Source organism: Virgibacillus kimchii (assembly GCF_055379185.1).
Map to the genome: position 1 here is coordinate 3808269 of NZ_AP043951.1, position 17953 is coordinate 3826221.

Annotated in this window: 20 protein-coding genes; all 20 read left to right on the forward strand. The window is 39.7% G+C overall.

Annotated features, from left to right (window positions below; translation table 11 throughout):
* Positions 1 to 29: 29 nt before the first annotated feature.
* The 20 genes from ACZ42C_RS18575 to ACZ42C_RS18670 all read left to right on the forward strand — a co-directional run bounded on the left by ACZ42C_RS18575 (position 30) and on the right by ACZ42C_RS18670 (position 17716).
* Positions 30 to 413: a DUF302 domain-containing protein gene (locus ACZ42C_RS18575; RefSeq protein WP_461182398.1), complete on the forward strand. Its 384-nt coding sequence runs from the start codon at positions 30 to 32 to the stop codon at positions 411 to 413.
* A gap of 369 nt (positions 414 to 782) precedes the next feature.
* Positions 783 to 1430: a hypothetical protein gene (locus ACZ42C_RS18580; RefSeq protein WP_461182397.1), complete on the forward strand. Its 648-nt coding sequence runs from the start codon at positions 783 to 785 to the stop codon at positions 1428 to 1430.
* Positions 1430 to 2188, forward strand: coding sequence for a cytochrome c biogenesis protein CcdA (locus tag ACZ42C_RS18585; RefSeq protein ID WP_461182396.1), 759 nt, complete (start codon positions 1430 to 1432; stop codon positions 2186 to 2188). Before ACZ42C_RS18580 ends, ACZ42C_RS18585 begins: the two co-directional genes overlap by 1 nt.
* A gap of 18 nt (positions 2189 to 2206) precedes the next feature.
* Positions 2207 to 2794, forward strand: coding sequence for a peroxiredoxin family protein (locus ACZ42C_RS18590; protein ID WP_461182395.1), 588 nt, complete (start codon positions 2207 to 2209; stop codon positions 2792 to 2794).
* A gap of 126 nt (positions 2795 to 2920) precedes the next feature.
* Positions 2921 to 3595, forward strand: coding sequence for a redoxin domain-containing protein (locus tag ACZ42C_RS18595; protein WP_461182394.1), 675 nt, complete (start codon positions 2921 to 2923; stop codon positions 3593 to 3595).
* A gap of 37 nt (positions 3596 to 3632) precedes the next feature.
* Entirely contained in the window at positions 3633 to 4316 is a 684-nt protein-coding gene (locus tag ACZ42C_RS18600; protein ID WP_461182393.1) for a response regulator transcription factor, read from the forward strand.
* The gene (locus ACZ42C_RS18605; protein ID WP_461182392.1) at positions 4306 to 5391 is read left to right on the forward strand and encodes a sensor histidine kinase; all 1086 of its coding nucleotides are present in this window, start codon (positions 4306 to 4308) and stop codon (positions 5389 to 5391) included. The genes ACZ42C_RS18600 and ACZ42C_RS18605 overlap by 11 nt, the downstream gene beginning before the upstream one ends.
* Before the next feature lie 185 nt (positions 5392 to 5576).
* Positions 5577 to 6155 carry a TetR/AcrR family transcriptional regulator gene (locus ACZ42C_RS18610; protein ID WP_461182391.1) on the forward strand — a complete coding sequence of 193 codons (579 nt, stop codon included), beginning with the start codon at positions 5577 to 5579 and terminating at the stop codon, positions 6153 to 6155.
* Positions 6156 to 6239: 84 nt separating this feature from the next.
* Positions 6240 to 8918, forward strand: coding sequence for a YhgE/Pip domain-containing protein (locus tag ACZ42C_RS18615; RefSeq protein ID WP_461182390.1), 2679 nt, complete (start codon positions 6240 to 6242; stop codon positions 8916 to 8918).
* 302 nt (positions 8919 to 9220) lie between these two features.
* Complete coding sequence (locus tag ACZ42C_RS18620; RefSeq protein ID WP_461182389.1) at positions 9221 to 10882, forward strand: SulP family inorganic anion transporter; 1662 nt, start codon at positions 9221 to 9223, stop codon at positions 10880 to 10882.
* 13 nt (positions 10883 to 10895) lie between these two features.
* A complete protein-coding gene (locus ACZ42C_RS18625; protein WP_461182388.1) occupies positions 10896 to 11444 on the forward strand; it encodes a carbonic anhydrase in 549 nt (182 codons plus the stop codon).
* Positions 11445 to 11683: 239 nt separating this feature from the next.
* Positions 11684 to 12079 (forward strand): rhodanese-like domain-containing protein, encoded by a 396-nt coding sequence (locus ACZ42C_RS18630; protein ID WP_461182387.1) that lies wholly within the window; start codon positions 11684 to 11686, stop codon positions 12077 to 12079.
* Complete coding sequence (locus ACZ42C_RS18635) at positions 12066 to 12326, forward strand: metal-sensitive transcriptional regulator (protein WP_461182386.1); 261 nt, start codon at positions 12066 to 12068, stop codon at positions 12324 to 12326. The genes ACZ42C_RS18630 and ACZ42C_RS18635 overlap by 14 nt, the downstream gene beginning before the upstream one ends.
* 114 nt (positions 12327 to 12440) lie before the next feature.
* The gene (locus ACZ42C_RS18640) at positions 12441 to 12920 is read left to right on the forward strand and encodes a DsrE/DsrF/DrsH-like family protein (protein ID WP_461182385.1); all 480 of its coding nucleotides are present in this window, start codon (positions 12441 to 12443) and stop codon (positions 12918 to 12920) included.
* 32 nt (positions 12921 to 12952) lie between these two features.
* Complete coding sequence (locus ACZ42C_RS18645; RefSeq protein ID WP_164219208.1) at positions 12953 to 13252, forward strand: rhodanese-like domain-containing protein; 300 nt, start codon at positions 12953 to 12955, stop codon at positions 13250 to 13252.
* Positions 13253 to 13276: 24 nt separating this feature from the next.
* Positions 13277 to 13834: a sulfurtransferase TusA family protein gene (locus ACZ42C_RS18650; RefSeq protein ID WP_164219209.1), complete on the forward strand. Its 558-nt coding sequence runs from the start codon at positions 13277 to 13279 to the stop codon at positions 13832 to 13834.
* A 14-nt stretch (positions 13835 to 13848) separates the two neighbouring features.
* Complete coding sequence (locus ACZ42C_RS18655; RefSeq protein ID WP_164219211.1) at positions 13849 to 14079, forward strand: glutaredoxin family protein; 231 nt, start codon at positions 13849 to 13851, stop codon at positions 14077 to 14079.
* An 89-nt stretch (positions 14080 to 14168) separates the two neighbouring features.
* Complete coding sequence (locus ACZ42C_RS18660; RefSeq protein WP_461182384.1) at positions 14169 to 15296, forward strand: MBL fold metallo-hydrolase; 1128 nt, start codon at positions 14169 to 14171, stop codon at positions 15294 to 15296.
* A gap of 31 nt (positions 15297 to 15327) precedes the next feature.
* On the forward strand, positions 15328 to 15555 hold the full coding sequence (locus ACZ42C_RS18665; protein WP_461182383.1) for a sulfurtransferase TusA family protein: 228 nt from the start codon (positions 15328 to 15330) through the stop codon (positions 15553 to 15555).
* Between the two features lie 295 nt (positions 15556 to 15850).
* The gene (locus ACZ42C_RS18670) at positions 15851 to 17716 is read left to right on the forward strand and encodes a heavy metal translocating P-type ATPase (protein ID WP_461182382.1); all 1866 of its coding nucleotides are present in this window, start codon (positions 15851 to 15853) and stop codon (positions 17714 to 17716) included.
* The last annotated feature ends 237 nt before the right edge of the window (positions 17717 to 17953 follow it).

Sequence of the window (17953 nt, forward strand, 5' to 3'; positions counted from 1 at the left end):
GTAAGTAAGATAAAAAGGAGTTGACTGACATGTTTCACTATACAGTGGAGACAGACAAATCAATGGAAGAAGCTATCCAGTCTCTGGAAGAAAGTTTAAAGGAGGATAAATTTGGCATCCTTTGGCAGTTTGATATTAAAGAAACCCTAAACAATAAAGGATTTGAGTTTGACCAGCCTTACCGGGTGCTGGAAGTTTGCAATCCAAAAGAAGCACAACGGATATTAACAAAGAACCAGTTGATTGGCTATTTTCTGCCATGTAAGATTGTAGTTTACGAAGAAGAAAGAAAAAGAAAAATTGGACTGCCGAAACCAACGGCATTAATGGAACTGGCTGGCGATGATTCACTCAAAGAGATTGCCGGTGATGTAGAAAACAGACTTATTAAAGCAATAGATAAAAGTATATAATGATGAGGTTGGGACACAAATAAGTTTATTTAATTATGAAGCAAATGTTTAAAACATGAACTCCGGCAACATACGAAGACTCTTTCGGGATAAGAGGCATCTCTGAGACCACTTAGGGCGCTGCATCCGAGGGTTTTCTCCAGCCGCCCGTCGCACATAAGACACTAAGAAGACGGGCAATGGCAGTTGATTTGGATTCCGTACTTGTACCCGAGTGACATTGGAGTATTTTATGGCTTAGCGGATAGTGTTTATAATGGTTTTGCTTTCTTTTTGAGTAAATGTTTTGTCCCAGCCTTTTTATTTTCATCAAATTTTCATATTCAACATGTAACATCGTATTTGAAGGAATGAATGGAGGAACCCGTGATGGTAATTTCGAGCAGAATTATATCAATAGGCATCATTATCGCAAGTTTGGCTATCGGGTTGATTTCCTTCTATCTATTGAGTGATTTGCCAAAGGAAGAAAAGAAGCAGCGTATGGAAGAATTAATGTCCCAATTGATTAATTTCATCCTTTTCGTCTGGCTCGGAAAAATTCTGTTAAATATACCCTTATTTATTCAGGATCCGCTTGCTGTGCTTGCTTATCCCGGAAACGCTGGAGCATTTTATCTGGCAGTTCTGTTTACGGCAATCATCATAATTTATAAATGGATACGTAATAAACTGGATCTGATGGCATTTGCTGAAATGTTTGCCCATGTATTTCTGGTGTCCTCCTTTGTTTATGAATTTCTGCAATTATCGTTGTACGACAATACATACGCGCTTGGGTATTTAATTGTACTGGCAGTCCTGCTGATTGGATTTTTCTCATTGCGTGGGCGAGTATCGATTTTCATCATACTGCTGGCGACTCTGGCTGTGTGGACTGCAGGTATGCTGCTACTTCAATTTATTTATCCATTTGTCACCGTATTTGAATATATGATGGAGCCGTGGTTCATTGGTTTATTTGTAATATTTTGTGTCTCAATCATGATTGTTAACGAAAGGAAGAGGAAGTCATAATGGGTGTTATTGAAGCAGATACGATTTTTCTGGTTGGAATGTTTTTAGCGCTTGGTGCAGGTGCGCTTTCCTTTTTGTCTCCCTGCGTACTGCCTATTTTTCCTGCCTATATGTCCTATATTACAGGAATAAGTGTAAAAGAATTGCAGGGTGATCATAATGCGAAAATCCGGCGCCAGCTTTTAAGTCATTCATTGTTCTTTTTATTGGGAGTATCCCTGGTGTTTATCAGTCTCGGGGCCAGTGCTTCCTTTTTGGGACAGTGGGCGCAAAATTTATTAATTGGTGATACCGGTCTGCTCATTCAGCGAATTGCCGGGATTTTCATCGTGTTTATGGGATTGTTTGTAGCAGGATGGATAACGATACCTGCTCTCATGAAAGAAAAACGGTTGCATTATACCAAAAAACCGGCTGGATTTATGGGAACATTTTTTGTCGGATTAGGTTTTGCTGCAGGGTGGACACCTTGTATCGGTCCGATTTTCGGCTCAATTTTATTGTTGGCAGCCACAAATCCGGGGCACGGTGTTTTCTATACGGTCTTTTATGTAATTGGCTTTGCATTGCCCTTTCTTATACTGACTTTTTTCCTTGGGTCGACGAAATGGATCGTGCGGCACAGTGGAGTGATCATGAAAGTCGGAGGAGTGATGATGGTTGCAATGGGGCTCGTTTTGTTTTTTGGTTTGATGCCGCGTATTTCAGCATTTTTACTTGAATTAATTCAGGACACATGGATGTCACGACTTGGATAAACAATGGAGGAATAAGAAATGAAAGCAGGAATTGTCATTGTTATCGTGCTCGGAATGCTTGGCTGGGCAATGTTTGATTTTGTAAATACGAATGATACTTCGGAGGAAGAAAACACCATGTCACGGGACTATATCACTTCCTCATCTCCAGAGGAATCGGAGGAAGTGGTGGAGTCAGGAAAAGTAGGGTTGGAGAGAGGGGATATCGCCCCTGACTTTGAATTAACCACCCTGGATGGGGAAACAGTGCTTCTATCCGATTACCGTGGAAAGCGGGTAATGCTCAATTTCTGGGCAACCTGGTGTCCGCCGTGCCGGGCGGAAATGCCCGACATGCAAAAGCTTTATGAGGAAGAAGATATTGCCATATTGGCGGTTAATATGACGGAATCAGAAAGTAATGAGGAAGTAGTTGCTGATTTTGTGGATGATTTTGAATTGACATTTCCCATACTGATGGATCAACAATCCGATGTGATGGAGATGTATCAAATTCAGGCATATCCCACCTCCTATATGATTGATTCCAGTGGTGAAATACAATTTATTGCTCTGGGAGCAATGAATCACGACCAAATGCTGCAACAGTTGGAAATGATGGATTAAGATGCGTGGGACTGCGTCAAATGCTCGTCCCACCGAAAGAATGTCATTTCTGAAAAGCTTGCGTCTTGTCGAATGGGCGTTGCCAGGGTGTGATCCTTCGTTTTAATAAAAGAGAGGTGTATTTGGATGAAAAAAATAATCATGAGCTTGGTGCTGTTTGGTATGTTTGGCTGGGCGATCTATGAATTCGTTTTTCCCTTGGGTGATCAGCAATCACAGGAGGAAGATGGAGAAGAAAACGAGATAGAGATTGAAGTGAATCTGGATGATGATAAAACCAACAAGGCCAAGGAAGCAGCCGAAAAAGAAAAAGAAGAGGCAGAAGCGGAAGCGGCGGAAAGAGAAAAAGAAGAGGCGGCCAACGCGGAAAATCCAGAGGTTGGTCTTGAAACAGGAAATATGGCGCCCGACTTTCAGCTAAATACTTTACATGGAGATAAAGCAAAGCTGTCGGATTACCGCGGCAGCCGGGTAATGATTAATTTCTGGGCAACCTGGTGTCCGCCGTGCAGAGCGGAAATGCCTGATATGGAAAGATTTTATCAGGATACCGATGTGGAAATTCTTGCTGTTAATTTAACGGAAACAGAGCCCCATACCGATCAGGTTCAGCAGTTTGTCGATGAATATGAGTTAACTTTTCCGATCCTCCTGGATGAAATTATAGAAGTGGCAACAATATATGCCATTCAGCCGATTCCGACTTCATTTATGATCGATTCGGAAGGAATTATTCAATTTAAAACCTTTGGGCCGCTGAATTATGATCAAATGGTGGAAGTTTATGAAGATATGGATTGAAAAGGTGTGGTAGGATATAAGGCAAGAGGTGAACACGATGAAACAAACCATATTGGTTGTGGAAGATGATAAAATGATTCGTGAATTGGTAGGCATTTATTTGAAAGAATCCGGCTACGATGTGATAGAAGCATCGGACGGAGAAAAAGCCAAGGAAGTCTTTCTTAAACAACATCCATGTCTCGTGATCCTTGATTTAATGCTGCCGAAATTATCCGGTGAGGAATTGTGTACATGGATTCGGGAGCAGGAGAGAAATGAAGTATCTATTATCATGCTTTCAGCTAAAGCGCGTACAGAGGATAAGATTAACGGTCTGAAAATCGGTGCGGATGATTATATGGTGAAGCCATTTGAACCGGAAGAGCTTGTGGCGCATGTGGAAGCTGTTTTGCGCCGTACTGGCCAATTTTGTCAAAAGATTACATACAGCGGTCTTTGCATTAAACCTCGAAAAGGGGAAGTATTGCTTTTTGATAAACAATTGAATTTGACAAAACACGAGTTCAATCTGCTGTATTATTTTATGGAAAATCCGAATGTTGTCATCACACGGGAAGCGCTTCTCGATCAACTATATCCTTATGCCGATAAAATGGTTATGGATCGTACCATTGATGCACATATAAAAAAACTGCGGGGAAAAATTGAGCAAAACCCTGCTTCTCCAAGCAGAATAAAAACAGTGCGGGGAATGGGGTATACATTTGTTGCAGAATAAAAAATACAGAAGTTTATTACCAAAACGTTTTTTGTTTCGGCTGACATTTATTAATGTCATCATTATAGCCTCTTTTATCGTGTTAAGCAGCTGGGCTATATATAACACAGCCTGCATGCTGCATGATGGACTCTCAGCTGTAAACAATCAGTCCCAATTTGAATCCGTTCTTTATCAGTACCTGTGGATCTTCAGTATATCTGCTATATTAGTAGGAAGTATTATCCATTATTATTTAACAAAAAAATTACTCCATCCATTAAGAGTGTTAATATTATCTGCAAAAACCATGAAACAGGGAGAGTATCCTGAACCGATAAAGATAGAGGCCAATGACGAAATCGGACAGCTGAGCGGTCACTTTAATGATTTAGTAATTAAGCTAAAAGATAACGAAGCAAATAGAAAAAAACTGGTTACGGATCTTTCCCATGAAATCCGAACCCCGCTATCCAATTTGAACGGTTACTTAAAGGCGTTGAGTAGTGGAGTGGTTCAGGGTGATCAGGAATTATATCAATCCCTCCATGAAGAATCCAAAAGGCTAGTGAAATTGGTGGAACAAATGGAACAGCTGAAAGAATGGGACTTAATGCCGGAACAATCCTATGTGATAAATGAAACAAGCGATATGCAAATGCTGGCCAATCAGTGCCTGAATATGTTTATGAGATCAATAAAGCAGCAGGGGTTGAAAGTGAAATTCAATGTGGAACCTGGCATGGTACAGACGAATAATGGAGGAATTTCACAGGTCATCAGTAATTTGCTTGATAATGCAATTCGTTATTATGAGGGGGAAGGGCCAATATTAGTTACAGGAGAGCAGTTGGATTCAGAATATTCATTCCGAGTTACCGGTCCAGGCAAACAAATTCCCGTGACTGAGCAGGAGAAAATTTTTGAGCGTTTTTACCGAACTGATCCTTCACGTTCCAAGGAGTCAGGCGGCTCAGGGTTGGGACTGGCGATTTCAATGGAAATCATAGAGCACCATAACGGGAAAATAGGAATGACATCAAACGGCAATATGCATACATTTTGGTTTACCCTCCCACTATCTGACAAAAATTAATTTTGAATGATTCTGGTAGTATCTTTATAACCATGTTGTATTCTGTTGGAGATAACTGAATTACATAACATGAAGACGTTCATGTAAGCTTATTGTATTGATCCATGTTTCATATCATGTTAAAATAACAGAATAATGAATGACTGTTTTCGTTTTATGGTCAATTACGGAAGGAGAACCAACCAGTGATTAGTGATAAAAAAGTTAATATTATAAATGCAGCAATAAAATCGTTTAGTCATTTTGGATATAAAGCGACTACCATGGATCAGGTCGCAAAAATAGCCAAAGTGGGTAAAGGAACCATTTACACTTACTTTTCCACAAAAGAAGAATTACTAAAGGAAATCATTCATAAACTGGCTGTCGAAATGAGAAAAATAGCAACAGAAGCTGTTACCACCGGTGATGCTTTTGTTGAAAATTTTAATGCAGCTTTACATGCTGTTACCCAATTTCGGGAAGAACATGAACTGATTATTAAATTGTCACAGGAAGTAAAGGAAATTGGCACACCTGAAGTAATAGAAGCGTTGCAGGATTTTGAAAACGAAATTCGTGCATTTATTGAGATGAAAATTAATTTGGCAATAGAGCGTGGAGAGTTAAAGGAATGTGATCCGAAAATCACCGCTTTTCTAATGTATAAAATGTACATTAACCTGGTTAATGATTGGAAAGAACGTTATGACTCTTTGGATAAAGACGAGATCGCATCTCTAATTAATTTATATTTTATTCATGGCATAGGTAGCGAAGAATAAAGTTACCTTATTATTTTTTGTGTAATCGACCAAAATACTATTTTAGTCACATGGCTATTTTTAGATGTATGGATGGAGGAAGTTATGAAAAATGTTTGGAGTATCTTTAAGCAGGATTTAAAAAATATACGCAGGGTGCCTTTTGTAGGTATCCTCCTAATCGGTCTGGCTGTATTACCTGCGTTATATGCGTGGTTTAATTTAGGTTCTGCCTGGGATCCTTATGCGAATACAGAAGGAATACAAATTGCTGTAGTGAATGAAGATGAAGGTGCAGAAGTAGAAGGAGAATATATTAATATTGGCAAACAACTGGTCAAAAATCTGGAGGATAATGAGGAGTTGGGTTGGGAAATAAGTTCAAGACAAGAGGCAGAGGATGGAGTTAAGCATGGTGATTACTATGCGGGCATTTACATTAATCGTACGTTTTCGGAGGATTTGGCCCAGGTAATAAATGGAGAGCCTCTTAAACCGGAAGTTTTGTATCAGGTAAATGAAAAGGTAAATGCTATTGCTCCCAAGATGACTTCTGCCGGAGCTACAGCAATTGTAACCGAAATAAATGAGCAGTTTATAGGAGAAACATCGAAGGTTCTATTTAAAGAATTTAATAGGTTAGGCATCCAGCTGGAAGAAGAACTTCCGACGATGCGGAAGATTAAGCAGGTTGTTTATGAACTGGAGGAACGTTTCCCGGAAATAAACAGTTTTGCCGAAATTTTAATTGAGGTGGAGGAAAACTGGGGAAAAATTGACAGCAGTATTGAGCAATTTTTAGGATTAGAAGAATATTTTCCCGAAATTCATAGTAGTGCTGAATTAATATTGCGCCTGGATGAACAATTTCCTTATATTAATCAGTTGGGTGAAGAAGTTTTAAAGCTGGAGCAAACTATTCCGGAGCTGGAGCAGGCCATTGAAGATGTAAATGGCCTTGGAGAAAGCTTTTCCGAAGTTGCCGACCGCCTGGAGTGGGCATTGATGCAAGCCCAATCTGCACAAGCCACAATTATTGATTTACAAGAAACTGTTCCGGTTTTGATTGATAAAAGAGGTGCTGCAGAGGAATATGTGGAATTTCTTCAGGAATTTTCCAGAGAAGTGGAAGATTCTATAGATTCAGTGAGTGAGATCATCCTGCAGCAGCTTTATTTTATTAATCAGTCGGCATCCACAGTTGATCAAACCCTCGCTTTAATAGACGATGTGGAATCCACTGATGAGGTGGAGGAAGTTTTACGGCATGTAAATGAACAATTATTATCCAGTATGGATGTCATAGATAACACGATTAATCTTTATACCATGCTATATGAAGCTACGCAGGATGACAACATTCCTACAATGATTAATCAACTGACTACGCTGCAAAATGTGTTGAAATCACTTCAGCAGGAAATGGATCATCTCCTCGAGCTACTGGAACAAGAAGAAGAGCTGGACATGAAAAGAGTAGAGGAAGTCCGCCAAAAAGCACAGGAAGTAGAAGCATCTTCCAATCATATTGCAAGCTTGTTAAAAAATGAATGGGCAGATAGTGTGGAAAATGCTTATGCAATGTTATTAAATGATTTAACTCATTCGAAAGCTGACGTCGAAAATGCCTATCATGAGCTTCATACCATAGGTGAAATGCTTGACCAGGCAGAAGAAGTGACAATGACAGGTGAGGAGACATTGCAGGAATTACTGAATACGTTACCTGATGTGGAAGACAGGGTGGCTCAACTTGAACAAAAAATACAAAATGGTTTTCCAAAAGTTATCAATATAATAGAAACGTCTGCAAGATTTATAAAAAAAGATTTGCCTCTAATAGAAAGCCGTGTGAATCATATGGCGGGGATCATAGAAAATGACCTTCCGGATGCGGAGCAGAAGTATGTTAAATTGGCAGAAATTTTTAAGGAAGAAGTACCGGAAGTTAAAGCATCATTAAGTGAAATAAATGACTTTAGTCGTACGTATCTTCCGGAATTTGAAGAAGCAATTTATGATACGGCAGATCAATTAAGAGAAATGGAAGAAGAGGACCGGATTGCCGAATTAATATCTGTCCTGCGAAATGACTTGGAAGAAGAAAGTGATTTTTTTGCCAGTCCAGTTGATTTAAAAGAAGAAAAGTTATTTCATATACCGAATTACGGTTCAGCCAATGCACCTTTCTACACTGTTCTAAGTATTTGGGTTGGGGCATTATTGTTATCCAATTTAATGACAACCAATCTTCATCCGGCAGACAGGAGGGAAGGTTACACTTTAAGGCAAATTTATTTTGGTAAAATGATTTTATTTTTGATTGTAGGGGTATTGCAGGGGGTAATTGTCAGTACTGGTAATTTACATTTACTTGGCATTTATGCTGCTCACCCTTTTTTACTCGTTATATTTTCCGTTATTATTGCAGTCATCTTTATGACTATCGTTTATACCCTTGTATCGATCCTGGGGAATATAGGAAAAGCATTGGCGATCGTGCTGCTTGTCCTTCAATTATCAAGTAGTGGCGGAACCTTCCCAATCGATGTGGCACCACCATTCTTTCAGGCAATTCACCCATTTATGCCGTTCACATATGCTATAGACCTGTTAAGGGAGGCGATTGGTGGTGTAATTCCATGGCTTGTATGGAAAAATATCGGTTTGCTTGTTGTATTTTGGTTCTTTGCTTTTATTGTTGGTGTACTGTTAAAACCAATTCTATCAGAGCAAATTGAAAAATCGTATCAAAAATCCAAGTCAAGCAGACTCATTGATTAGAAAAACGGTGAAGGTGTTATATTCTTAGTAAAACTAACGCATTAGTTCATGCGTTAGTTTTACTTGTATTTAAGCGTGAAAAGTTTTATCTTCCTTGAATCAACATTTCAATTAAACTTTCTTAATAAACAATGGGCCAGTTTTTTATAGTGAAGTAAATAAAATGACTATTTTAGGATATATTATATATTGAAATACCATCCCTTGACATCTTTATATCAACTTGTTAATATACCCATAGGGGTAAAGGTAATAAATAAAAATTAACATATACATCTCAGATGGAAAAGGAGGGAGAAAGGATGTTAAAAAAGTTAATTCCTGCATTGGATTGGATGCTTACTTATAAAAAGTCCGATTTAAGTGGCGACCTTTCAGCTGGTCTGATTGTTGCAGTAATGCTTATCCCACAGGGAATGGCTTATGCGATGTTGGCTGGATTGCCTCCAGTGGTTGGTCTGTATGCTTCCACGATCCCCTTAATTATTTATGCATTATTTGGAACTTCACGCCAGCTTGCTGTTGGACCGGTCGCAATGGTTTCATTACTGGTACTGGCCGGGGTATCTACCTTGGCGGAACCAGGGTCCGGTGAGTATATTTCTTTAACACTGCTGCTTATGCTGATGATTGGATTGATACAATTCCTGATGGGTGTATTGCGCCTCGGTTTTCTGGTCAACTTTTTATCCCATGCCGTCATCAGCGGTTTTACTTCTGCTGCAGCAATTATCATCGGAATCAGTCAATTAAAAGATTTAATAGGTGTTAATCTGGAATCAAATCATGCGATCATGCAGCTTTGGGAGGCTGTTGCAAACATTTCGGAAATCAATCCGGTTACGCTCGGTGTAGGAGCGGGGAGTATCGCACTTCTTATTCTATTTAAAAAATATGTTCGTAAAATACCGGGTCCCATTATCGTGGTGGCAGTAAGTATTCTGCTTGTTTCACAATTAAATCTGGAAAGGTTTGGCCTATCCATTGTAGGAGAGGTGCCTCAAGGATTGCCGGCACTTTCCATACCGGCCTTCACCATGGATGCAGTCATTGCATTGCTGCCGATTGCTTTAACCATATCATTTGTTGGTTTCATGGAATCTATTGCCATGGGAAAAGCAATAGCCGCTAAGGAAAAATACAAGATTGAACCGAATAAAGAACTGGTTGGTCTGGGACTTGCCAATGTAGGGGGATCTTTCTTTTCAGCCTATCCGGTGACTGGAGGATTTTCCCGTTCAGCAGTAAATTACGAATCAGGGGCAAGAACGCCGCTGGCTTCCATTATTACAGCGATACTGATCATTCTGACTCTCTTATTCTTTACAGACTATTTCTACTATCTGCCTAATGCGGTTTTGGCGGCAATTATTATGGTAGCTGTTTACGGTTTAATTGACGTAAAAGAAGCCAGACATTTATTTAAAATACGGAGTGCAGATGGCTGGACCTGGGCAGTTACCTTTTTAGCGACACTCCTCATTGGCATTGAGCAGGGCATATTAGTTGGATTGGCTTTTTCATTAATTATATTTATCGCAAGAAGTGCTTATCCACATGTAGCTGAATTAGGTTATTTGCCGGATAAAAATGTTTTCCGTAATGTTCAGCGTTATCCGGAAGCAGAAGTAGATCCGGAAGTATTAATATTCAGGGTGGACGCTTCTCTTTATTTTGCAAACATGACTTTCCTGGAAGATAGGTTATGTAAACGTGCAGCTGAAAAAACAGATTTAAAATGGATCATTTTGGATTTCTCCGGCGTCAATTCAATGGACGCAGTTGCTATTCAATCGCTGGAAGAAATGATGGAAACCTGCAGCGGAGGAAATGTGCAATTTCTATTTTCCGGCATTAAGGGCCCTGTGAGGGATCTCTTGGAGAAGGCAGAATGGAATGAGAAATATGAAGATAAGATACATTTTTTAACCCTGTCGGATACACTGAAAGCAATCGGAAAATAAGGGGGCTGCACAATTGGAAAAACAGGAATTGCGCAAAAGAAATGAGGCTTTTATCCGTAAAGTAAGAGAGGAAGATCCGTTTTACTTTGATGAATTAAAGAAAGGGCAAACTCCGGAGTTTTTTATGCTTTCCTGCAGTGATTCAAGAGTCAGCCCTTCCGTTATAACACAAATGCCTCTGGGAAATATTTTTGTGCACCGGAATATTGCAAATCAAGTGGACTCGGAGGATGAAAGTTTTTCTGCCAGTCTCTATTACGCATTGAAATATCTAAAGGTGAAAAAAATTATTATTAAAGGGCATACCGACTGTGGAGGAATTAAAGCGGCCTGGTCGGAAACGGCCGATGAAGAGCTGCAGGGATGGGTCTCGAAGATTCGAAGCGGTTTGCCGGATAAAAGCGCAGTGATTACTTCTACAGACGAACTCTCAAAGGTAAATGTATTAAAGCAAGTGGAACATCTGAAAAAACATCCTGTTTATCAAGCTTATGGGGATGACGTGGAAGTAAGAGGATGTTTGTTTCACGTAGAATCAGGGGAATTGGAAAGATTAATTTAAATATCAACTGTCTGAGTTAATTGCATAATTGCTAATTTCGACTATGCTTAATGAAAAATAAGTGTAATTATATGTTAATAAAGAACGGCAATGCCAACGGAGATTCCCGCGGTCAGCGATAGTCAATAAAAAGAAAAAAATACACTTGACAAAATACCCTATGGGGTATATCATGGTGTTAGCCAAGAAACGAAAGGCGGATGAGCACTTGATCAAAAAACAAAATACGGGGTGTTTGAATGAGCATTATTGCTTCGCTTTTGTTAATATTAATTATTAACTCCATTTATAAAAGGTATATGCCTGTTTATGGAATTCCTCAGATTGATTTTGGTAAGATATATGGGGATACAGATGTAAGTTTACTAGATGTCAGAGATAATCAGGCAGCCCATCAATCACCGGTTGAAGGAGCAGTGAATATCCCGTATGCTTATTTAAGAAGAAACCATGGTGAAATAGAGAAAAAAGAGATTTATCTCATGGCTTCAGAGATGATGGATATCAATTTAAGTGCCCGCTTCCTGAAGAAGAAAGGTTTCCACATCAACGGATATCATATAATTACTTCATCGAAACAACTGAAGAAAAATGCTGGTTTAAAAAAAGGAGAGATACAGCATGGAATATACTGAACAAATGAAAAATAGAGTAAAAAGGGTAGAAGGTCAGGTTAAAGGGATTTTAAGAATGATGGAAGAAGGTAAAGAATGTAAAGACCTTGTTGTACAGATGTCTGCTGCAAGAAATGCATTGGATCGTGCCATCGGCCTTGTAGTGAGTTCAAATCTGGAACAATGTGTACGTGATCAGGTGGAAAAAGGTGAAAGTACGGAAGATTATATACAGGAAGCGGTTAACCTGTTGGTGAAAAGCAGATAAAAAAATATAGTAACTACTATATTTTTTTAAACAGTATAATACCTATGGGTGTATAGGTAGTAGAGTTAAAACGTAAGATACTTTGATAGATATTAAAATAGAGAGGTGTAAAAGATGGAAGAAAAAAAATCAACCAATATTATTTTATTCAGCGGAGATTATGATAAAGCGATGGCAGCATTCATTATTGCAAATGGAGCTGCGGCTTATGATCATGAAGTAACAGTTTTTGCAACATTTTGGGGGCTGAACGCCTTCAGAAAGAATGAACAGGTGATTACGAAAAAAGGGAAACTGGAGAGAATGTTTGAGAAAATGATGCCGCGAGGTGCAGATAACATGGGTCTTTCCAATATGAACTTTGGCGGTATGGGACCTAAGATGATAAAGAATGTGATCAAAAAGCATAACGCGGTTCCATTGCCGGATTTAATTGATATGGCAAAAGAGCAGGAAGTGAATCTCGTCGCCTGTACGATGACGATGGATCTATTGGGTCTGCAAAAAGAAGAATTAATAGAAGGCGTGGAATATGCAGGGGTTGCGGCATACTTGTCAGAAGCGGAAAACGGAAATGTAAATCTGTTTATTTAAAGATAAACAAATGAAAGAAGGGGGATTAAAATTTGAAAGAAATAACAGCACGAGAGACAGAGAATTTATTGAAAGAGAACTCGAGTGATGCAATAATCCTGGACGTTCGTGAAAAAGATGAGGTTGCGGCAGGCATGATCCCGGGAGCAAAACACCTTCCTTTGGGAGAATTGCAAACACGGATGCCGGAGCTGGATAAAAACACAGAATATATTATTGTATGCAGATCTGGTAACCGCAGTGGGTTGGCCACACACTTGCTGAATGCAGCGGGATATAACGCGGTAAATATGGTTGGCGGGATGTTGGATTGGCAAGGTCCCTTAAAATAATTCAGACTTGGGAGGTTATAGAAAATGATTAAAACAGACAATGTGCTGGATGCAAAAGGTCTGGCATGTCCGATGCCGATCGTTAAAACAAAGAAAGCGGTGAAGGAACTCCTGCCGGGTCAGGTAGTGGAAGTCCAGGCAACAGATAAAGGATCCACCGCAGATTTGCAGGCATGGGCCAAAAGCGCCGGACATCAGTATTTGGGAACAGTGGAGGAAGGTAACGTATTAAAACATTATGTAAGAAAAGCAAGCAGTGCAGAAGAAAAAGAGGAAATAAAACATCCTCATGTCATTAAAAATGATGAGTTGCAGAACAAATTGAATGCTAAAGAAGATATTGTTGTTGTTGACGTCCGCGAGCAGGCAGAGTATGCATTCCATCATATTCCAGGTGCGATTTCCATACCTCTTGGGGAGCTGGAAAGCCGTCTGGAGGAACTGAATAAAGAGGATGATGTATATGTCGTTTGCCGTACGGGCAACCGAAGTGACTTAGCTGCACAAAAGCTTGCTGAAAAAGGTTTCTCAAAGGTAACAAATGTCATTCCCGGGATGAGTCAGTGGGAAAATAATCAGTAAAGGGGGGATAAAACTTGAATGAGATTACAGTATATACAACAACCACCTGTCCATTTTGTGTCATGACGAAGAACTTTTTATCCGAAAATAATATACCTTTTAAAGAAATAAATGTGGAGCACAGTCCGGAAATGATGAAATATGTGGTTTCCCAAACAGGTCAAATGGGTGTGCCGCAAACAGAAGTTAACGGGTCATGGGTTATTGGGTTTGATCCGGAACGTATAAAAGAGGAATTAAAATAAATAAATTAATGGGATAAGTAATTTAATCGGAAAGTAGCATGAGAAAATAAAAATTTTTAATTAAAAATATACCTTAGGGGGTAAAATAAATGTCTATGAAAGCAATGAGTTCAAAAGAAGTTGCAAAAAAAGTGATGAACAAAGAGGAACTTTTTATACTGGATGTACGCAACGCGGATGAATTTGAGGATTGGAAAATTGAAGGGGACCATTTTCAGCATTTGAATGTGCCGTATTTTGAACTGCTTGATGGGGTGGATGGAATCATGGATCGGATTCCTGACGATAAAGAATTATTGGTCGTTTGTGCCAAAGAAGGGTCATCTATCATGGTGGCAGAAATGCTTGCCGAAAAAGGTATTGACGTGTCCTATCTGGAAGGTGGCATGAAGGCATGGAGCGAGCATATGGAGCCGGTTAAAGTTGGAGAACTGAGCAATGGCGGTGAAATGTACCAATTTGTCCGTCTTGGAAAAGGCTGCTTGTCCTATATGGTCGTATCCGGTGGAGAAGCTGCAGTTATTGATGCTACTCGAATGACAGATATTTTCACTAGCTTTGCAAAAGAAAAAGGGGTCACCATCACCAATGTACTGGACACGCATCTGCATGCTGACCATATTTCAGGCGGGAGAGCCATTGCAAAAGAAACAGGGGCAACGTACTGGCTGCCACCAAAAGATGCAGGAGAAGTGGTTTTTGAATACCAGCCATTAAACGATAATGATGAAATCACGGTTGGTAATGTATCCATTAATATTCATGCACTGTATTCACCAGGACACACCATCGGTTCAACATCATTTGTGGTGGATGAAAAGTATTTGCTGACCGGAGATATTCTCTTTATTGATTCTATCGGAAGGCCTGACCTTGCAGGTTTGGCTGAGGACTGGGTCGGTGACTTGAGAGAAACACTTTACGATCGTTACCGTGAACTTTCGGAGGAACTTATTGTACTTCCTGCCCACTTCATGATTATTGAAGAGCTGAATGATGATGGCAGTGTAGCAGAAAAGCTCGGAACATTGTTTGCTGAAAATCACGGGCTAAATATTGAAGACGAAGAAGCGTTTCGTAAAATTGTAACGGAAAATCTGCCTCCGCAGCCGAATGCGTATAAAGAAATCCGTCAGACAAACATGGGTAAAATTACACCGGATGAGGAAACACAGCGGGAAATGGAAATCGGCCCAAACCGTTGTGCAGTAAGATAATTATTTTAAATTAGAAGGAGTGACTGGGATAATGAATTCAGATAAAGTATTGGATGCAAAAGGGTTGGCATGTCCGATGCCGATCGTCAGAGCGAAAAAGGCAATCACAGATATGGAAGTAGGCCAGGTGCTGGAAATCCATGCAACGGATCAAGGGTCAAAGACAGATATAGCTGCATGGGCAAAATCCAGCGGGCATGAGCTGCTCAAAGATGCAGATGAAGGCGGAGTATTTAAGTTTTGGGTTAAAAAGAATTAATGAAAGGGAACCGAAATGGTTCCCTTTTTTAATTGAATCAAACTTAAAGGTTGTTATAAGCGAATTTTCAAAAATGAATGTGGTATGATAATTAGTAGACTCTACTTTATTGGTTTCGGACAATGTTATACTAGCTGCCGGTCCGAACAAATATTGATTCAGTAATCTTAATCAAAGATGATATTCATTCTCAATTAAACGAAAAACTCTCAATTTAATTGACAATTACTTCCTTTTATACTATAATAGATTATAGCAATTATAAATAACGTCACTCAGGAAAGGGTTCTGTGAAATGTTGAACTATCTAATCAAAAGCCGGCCCGGTCAGTTTCTGCTCATAGGTATTTTCTTCATTATTATTGGTTTTGCTTTTATGCCGTTTGTTGATATCGCCAGTCGTATTTCATTTTATGCTGCAATTTTCTTCTTAGGATTTTTTGCTGCAAAAAATGCGGTGGTGGATACAGTTAAATCCAAATCTCCGAATGTTGATTTGCTGATGATTTTAGCAGCAATTGGAGCTGTTATTATTAATTATGAATCGGAAGGGGCAGTTTTATTACTTATTTTTGCTGGTGCTGAAGTATTGGAAGATTATGCATCAAACAAATCGACGAGGGCCATCTCAGAATTAATGTCGCAAGTGCCTTCTACAGCACAAGTATTAAAAGAAAATGGTGAGATCAGCGAGGTACCTACGGAAAAACTGGTTTTGGGAGATGTTGTTGTCGTATCAAAAGGTGACCAGATTCCGATTGATGGGTATGCTGATAGACAAACGGTGGTAAATGAATCTGCTTTGACCGGGGAATCTGTTCCCATAACGAAAGAAAAAGGGAATGAGGTTTTTGCGGGAACAATTAATGAGGGAGACGTTTTTTACCTGGAAGTAAACAAATTGAGCGATGAAACCATTTTTTCAAATATAATCAGAATGGTGGAGGAAGCTCAAAACAGGCCGTCCAAAGTGTCCAAATTTATTGAGCGCATTGAATCCAAATACGTTATTGGGGTCCTGGTTGGGGTTCCTATTTTTATTTTTATCTTATATACCTTTAATGGTTTAACGTTCCAGGAAGCATTTTACAGAGGGATGGTTATGTTGACTGTAGCGAGTCCGTGTGCACTAGTTGCCTCAGCGACACCTGCAACCTTGAGTGCCATCAGTAATGGTGCAAGAAATGGTGTGTTATTTAAAGGCGGAGCAGCGATGGAAGCCTTAAGTACGATGGATATTCTTTACAGCGATAAAACCGGCACATTGACGCATGGCGAGTTTCAGGTGGTTGAGCATGAAGCGGATGAGGATGTATTAAAAGAAGTAGTGTATATGGAACAACAATCCAGTCATCCAATTGCTGAAGCGATTGTCAATACATTTAAAGAGTTGAATCTGAATAGTGTCGAGCAGACACAGCCTGTGGAAGAAGTAGCTGGTTCCGGAATGAGAAAAGGCGATATCATGGTTGGTAAACCCTCAGCTTTTGAGCATTATGAAGATCCTCATAACTACCGTGGTAGAACAATAGAGGGGAATACAAATATCTTCGTCGGGAAAAATAACCGGATAGCAGGCTATTTCTCACTTGCTGACCGGGTGCGAAAGGAGTCTGCCTATGCTGTTTCCGGATTTCAAAGTGAAGGAATACACGTTGCATTGTTAACAGGGGATAATGAAACGGCCGCAAAAATAGTTGCAAAAGAAGTAGGTATTGATGATTACGTTGCCTCCTGTCTGCCGGAAGATAAGATCAGATATGTAAATGAAAGTCAGAAAAAAGATGAAGTTGTCGGGATGATCGGGGACGGTATTAACGATGCACCAGCACTTGCAAATGCAGATATAGGAATTGCGATGGGCAGTGGCTCTTCGGTTGCAATGGAATCTTCTGATGTTGTTATTGTAAAAAACAATTTGGAAAAACTTTTCTATAGTTTTAAGCTGAGTCATAGATTAAACCGTATTATTGTTGGAAATGTCATGTTTTCTATTGGAGTTATTATCATACTGGTTATATTAAATATTTTTGGCCTGTTAAATTTACCGATGGCAGTGTTGTTTCATGAAGGCTCTACTATTTTGGTCATATTGAATGGTCTTCGTTTATTACGGCAGGGCAAAGATAAAAAAATCAGGTTGGAACCCCAGCCTGTTTAGAGGTATCGGGCTTTCGTGTTACAGCGGTCGTGGCGAGCCCTCGAACTTTTCCGGGACTGGCTTAGCTTTATAAGTGAATAATAAGAGCCGCCCGACCGCTAAGTAATCCCCGCTGGGAGTCCTGATATTTCAATGACTTCCCGGACCTCTGCACTGCAGCCAAATAATCCGTGCTCCGACGGCAGGCCGTACATTGCTCGGTTAACTCCGCCTGTTCCTCAAGAAAATTTCTTTCCA

Excerpts from the sequence above, each read along its gene's own strand:
- ACZ42C_RS18620 (WP_461182389.1), top strand. The coding sequence starts at position 9,221 with ATGTTAAAAAAGTTAATTCCTGCATTGGATTGGATGCTTACTTATAAA.
- ACZ42C_RS18600 (WP_461182393.1), top strand. The coding sequence starts at position 3,633 with ATGAAACAAACCATATTGGTTGTGGAAGATGATAAAATGATTCGTGAA.
- ACZ42C_RS18635 (WP_461182386.1), top strand. The coding sequence starts at position 12,066 with ATGGAATATACTGAACAAATGAAAAATAGAGTAAAAAGGGTAGAAGGT.
- ACZ42C_RS18580 (WP_461182397.1), top strand. The coding sequence starts at position 783 with ATGGTAATTTCGAGCAGAATTATATCAATAGGCATCATTATCGCAAGT.
- ACZ42C_RS18575 (WP_461182398.1), top strand. The coding sequence starts at position 30 with ATGTTTCACTATACAGTGGAGACAGACAAATCAATGGAAGAAGCTATC.
- ACZ42C_RS18595 (WP_461182394.1), top strand. The coding sequence starts at position 2,921 with ATGAAAAAAATAATCATGAGCTTGGTGCTGTTTGGTATGTTTGGCTGG.
- ACZ42C_RS18640 (WP_461182385.1), top strand. The coding sequence starts at position 12,441 with ATGGAAGAAAAAAAATCAACCAATATTATTTTATTCAGCGGAGATTAT.
- ACZ42C_RS18660 (WP_461182384.1), top strand. The coding sequence starts at position 14,169 with ATGTCTATGAAAGCAATGAGTTCAAAAGAAGTTGCAAAAAAAGTGATG.
- ACZ42C_RS18665 (WP_461182383.1), top strand. The coding sequence starts at position 15,328 with ATGAATTCAGATAAAGTATTGGATGCAAAAGGGTTGGCATGTCCGATG.
- ACZ42C_RS18630 (WP_461182387.1), top strand. The coding sequence starts at position 11,684 with ATGAGCATTATTGCTTCGCTTTTGTTAATATTAATTATTAACTCCATT.
- ACZ42C_RS18670 (WP_461182382.1), top strand. The coding sequence starts at position 15,851 with ATGTTGAACTATCTAATCAAAAGCCGGCCCGGTCAGTTTCTGCTCATA.
- ACZ42C_RS18650 (WP_164219209.1), top strand. The coding sequence starts at position 13,277 with ATGATTAAAACAGACAATGTGCTGGATGCAAAAGGTCTGGCATGTCCG.
- ACZ42C_RS18615 (WP_461182390.1), top strand. The coding sequence starts at position 6,240 with ATGAAAAATGTTTGGAGTATCTTTAAGCAGGATTTAAAAAATATACGC.
- ACZ42C_RS18590 (WP_461182395.1), top strand. The coding sequence starts at position 2,207 with ATGAAAGCAGGAATTGTCATTGTTATCGTGCTCGGAATGCTTGGCTGG.
- ACZ42C_RS18585 (WP_461182396.1), top strand. The coding sequence starts at position 1,430 with ATGGGTGTTATTGAAGCAGATACGATTTTTCTGGTTGGAATGTTTTTA.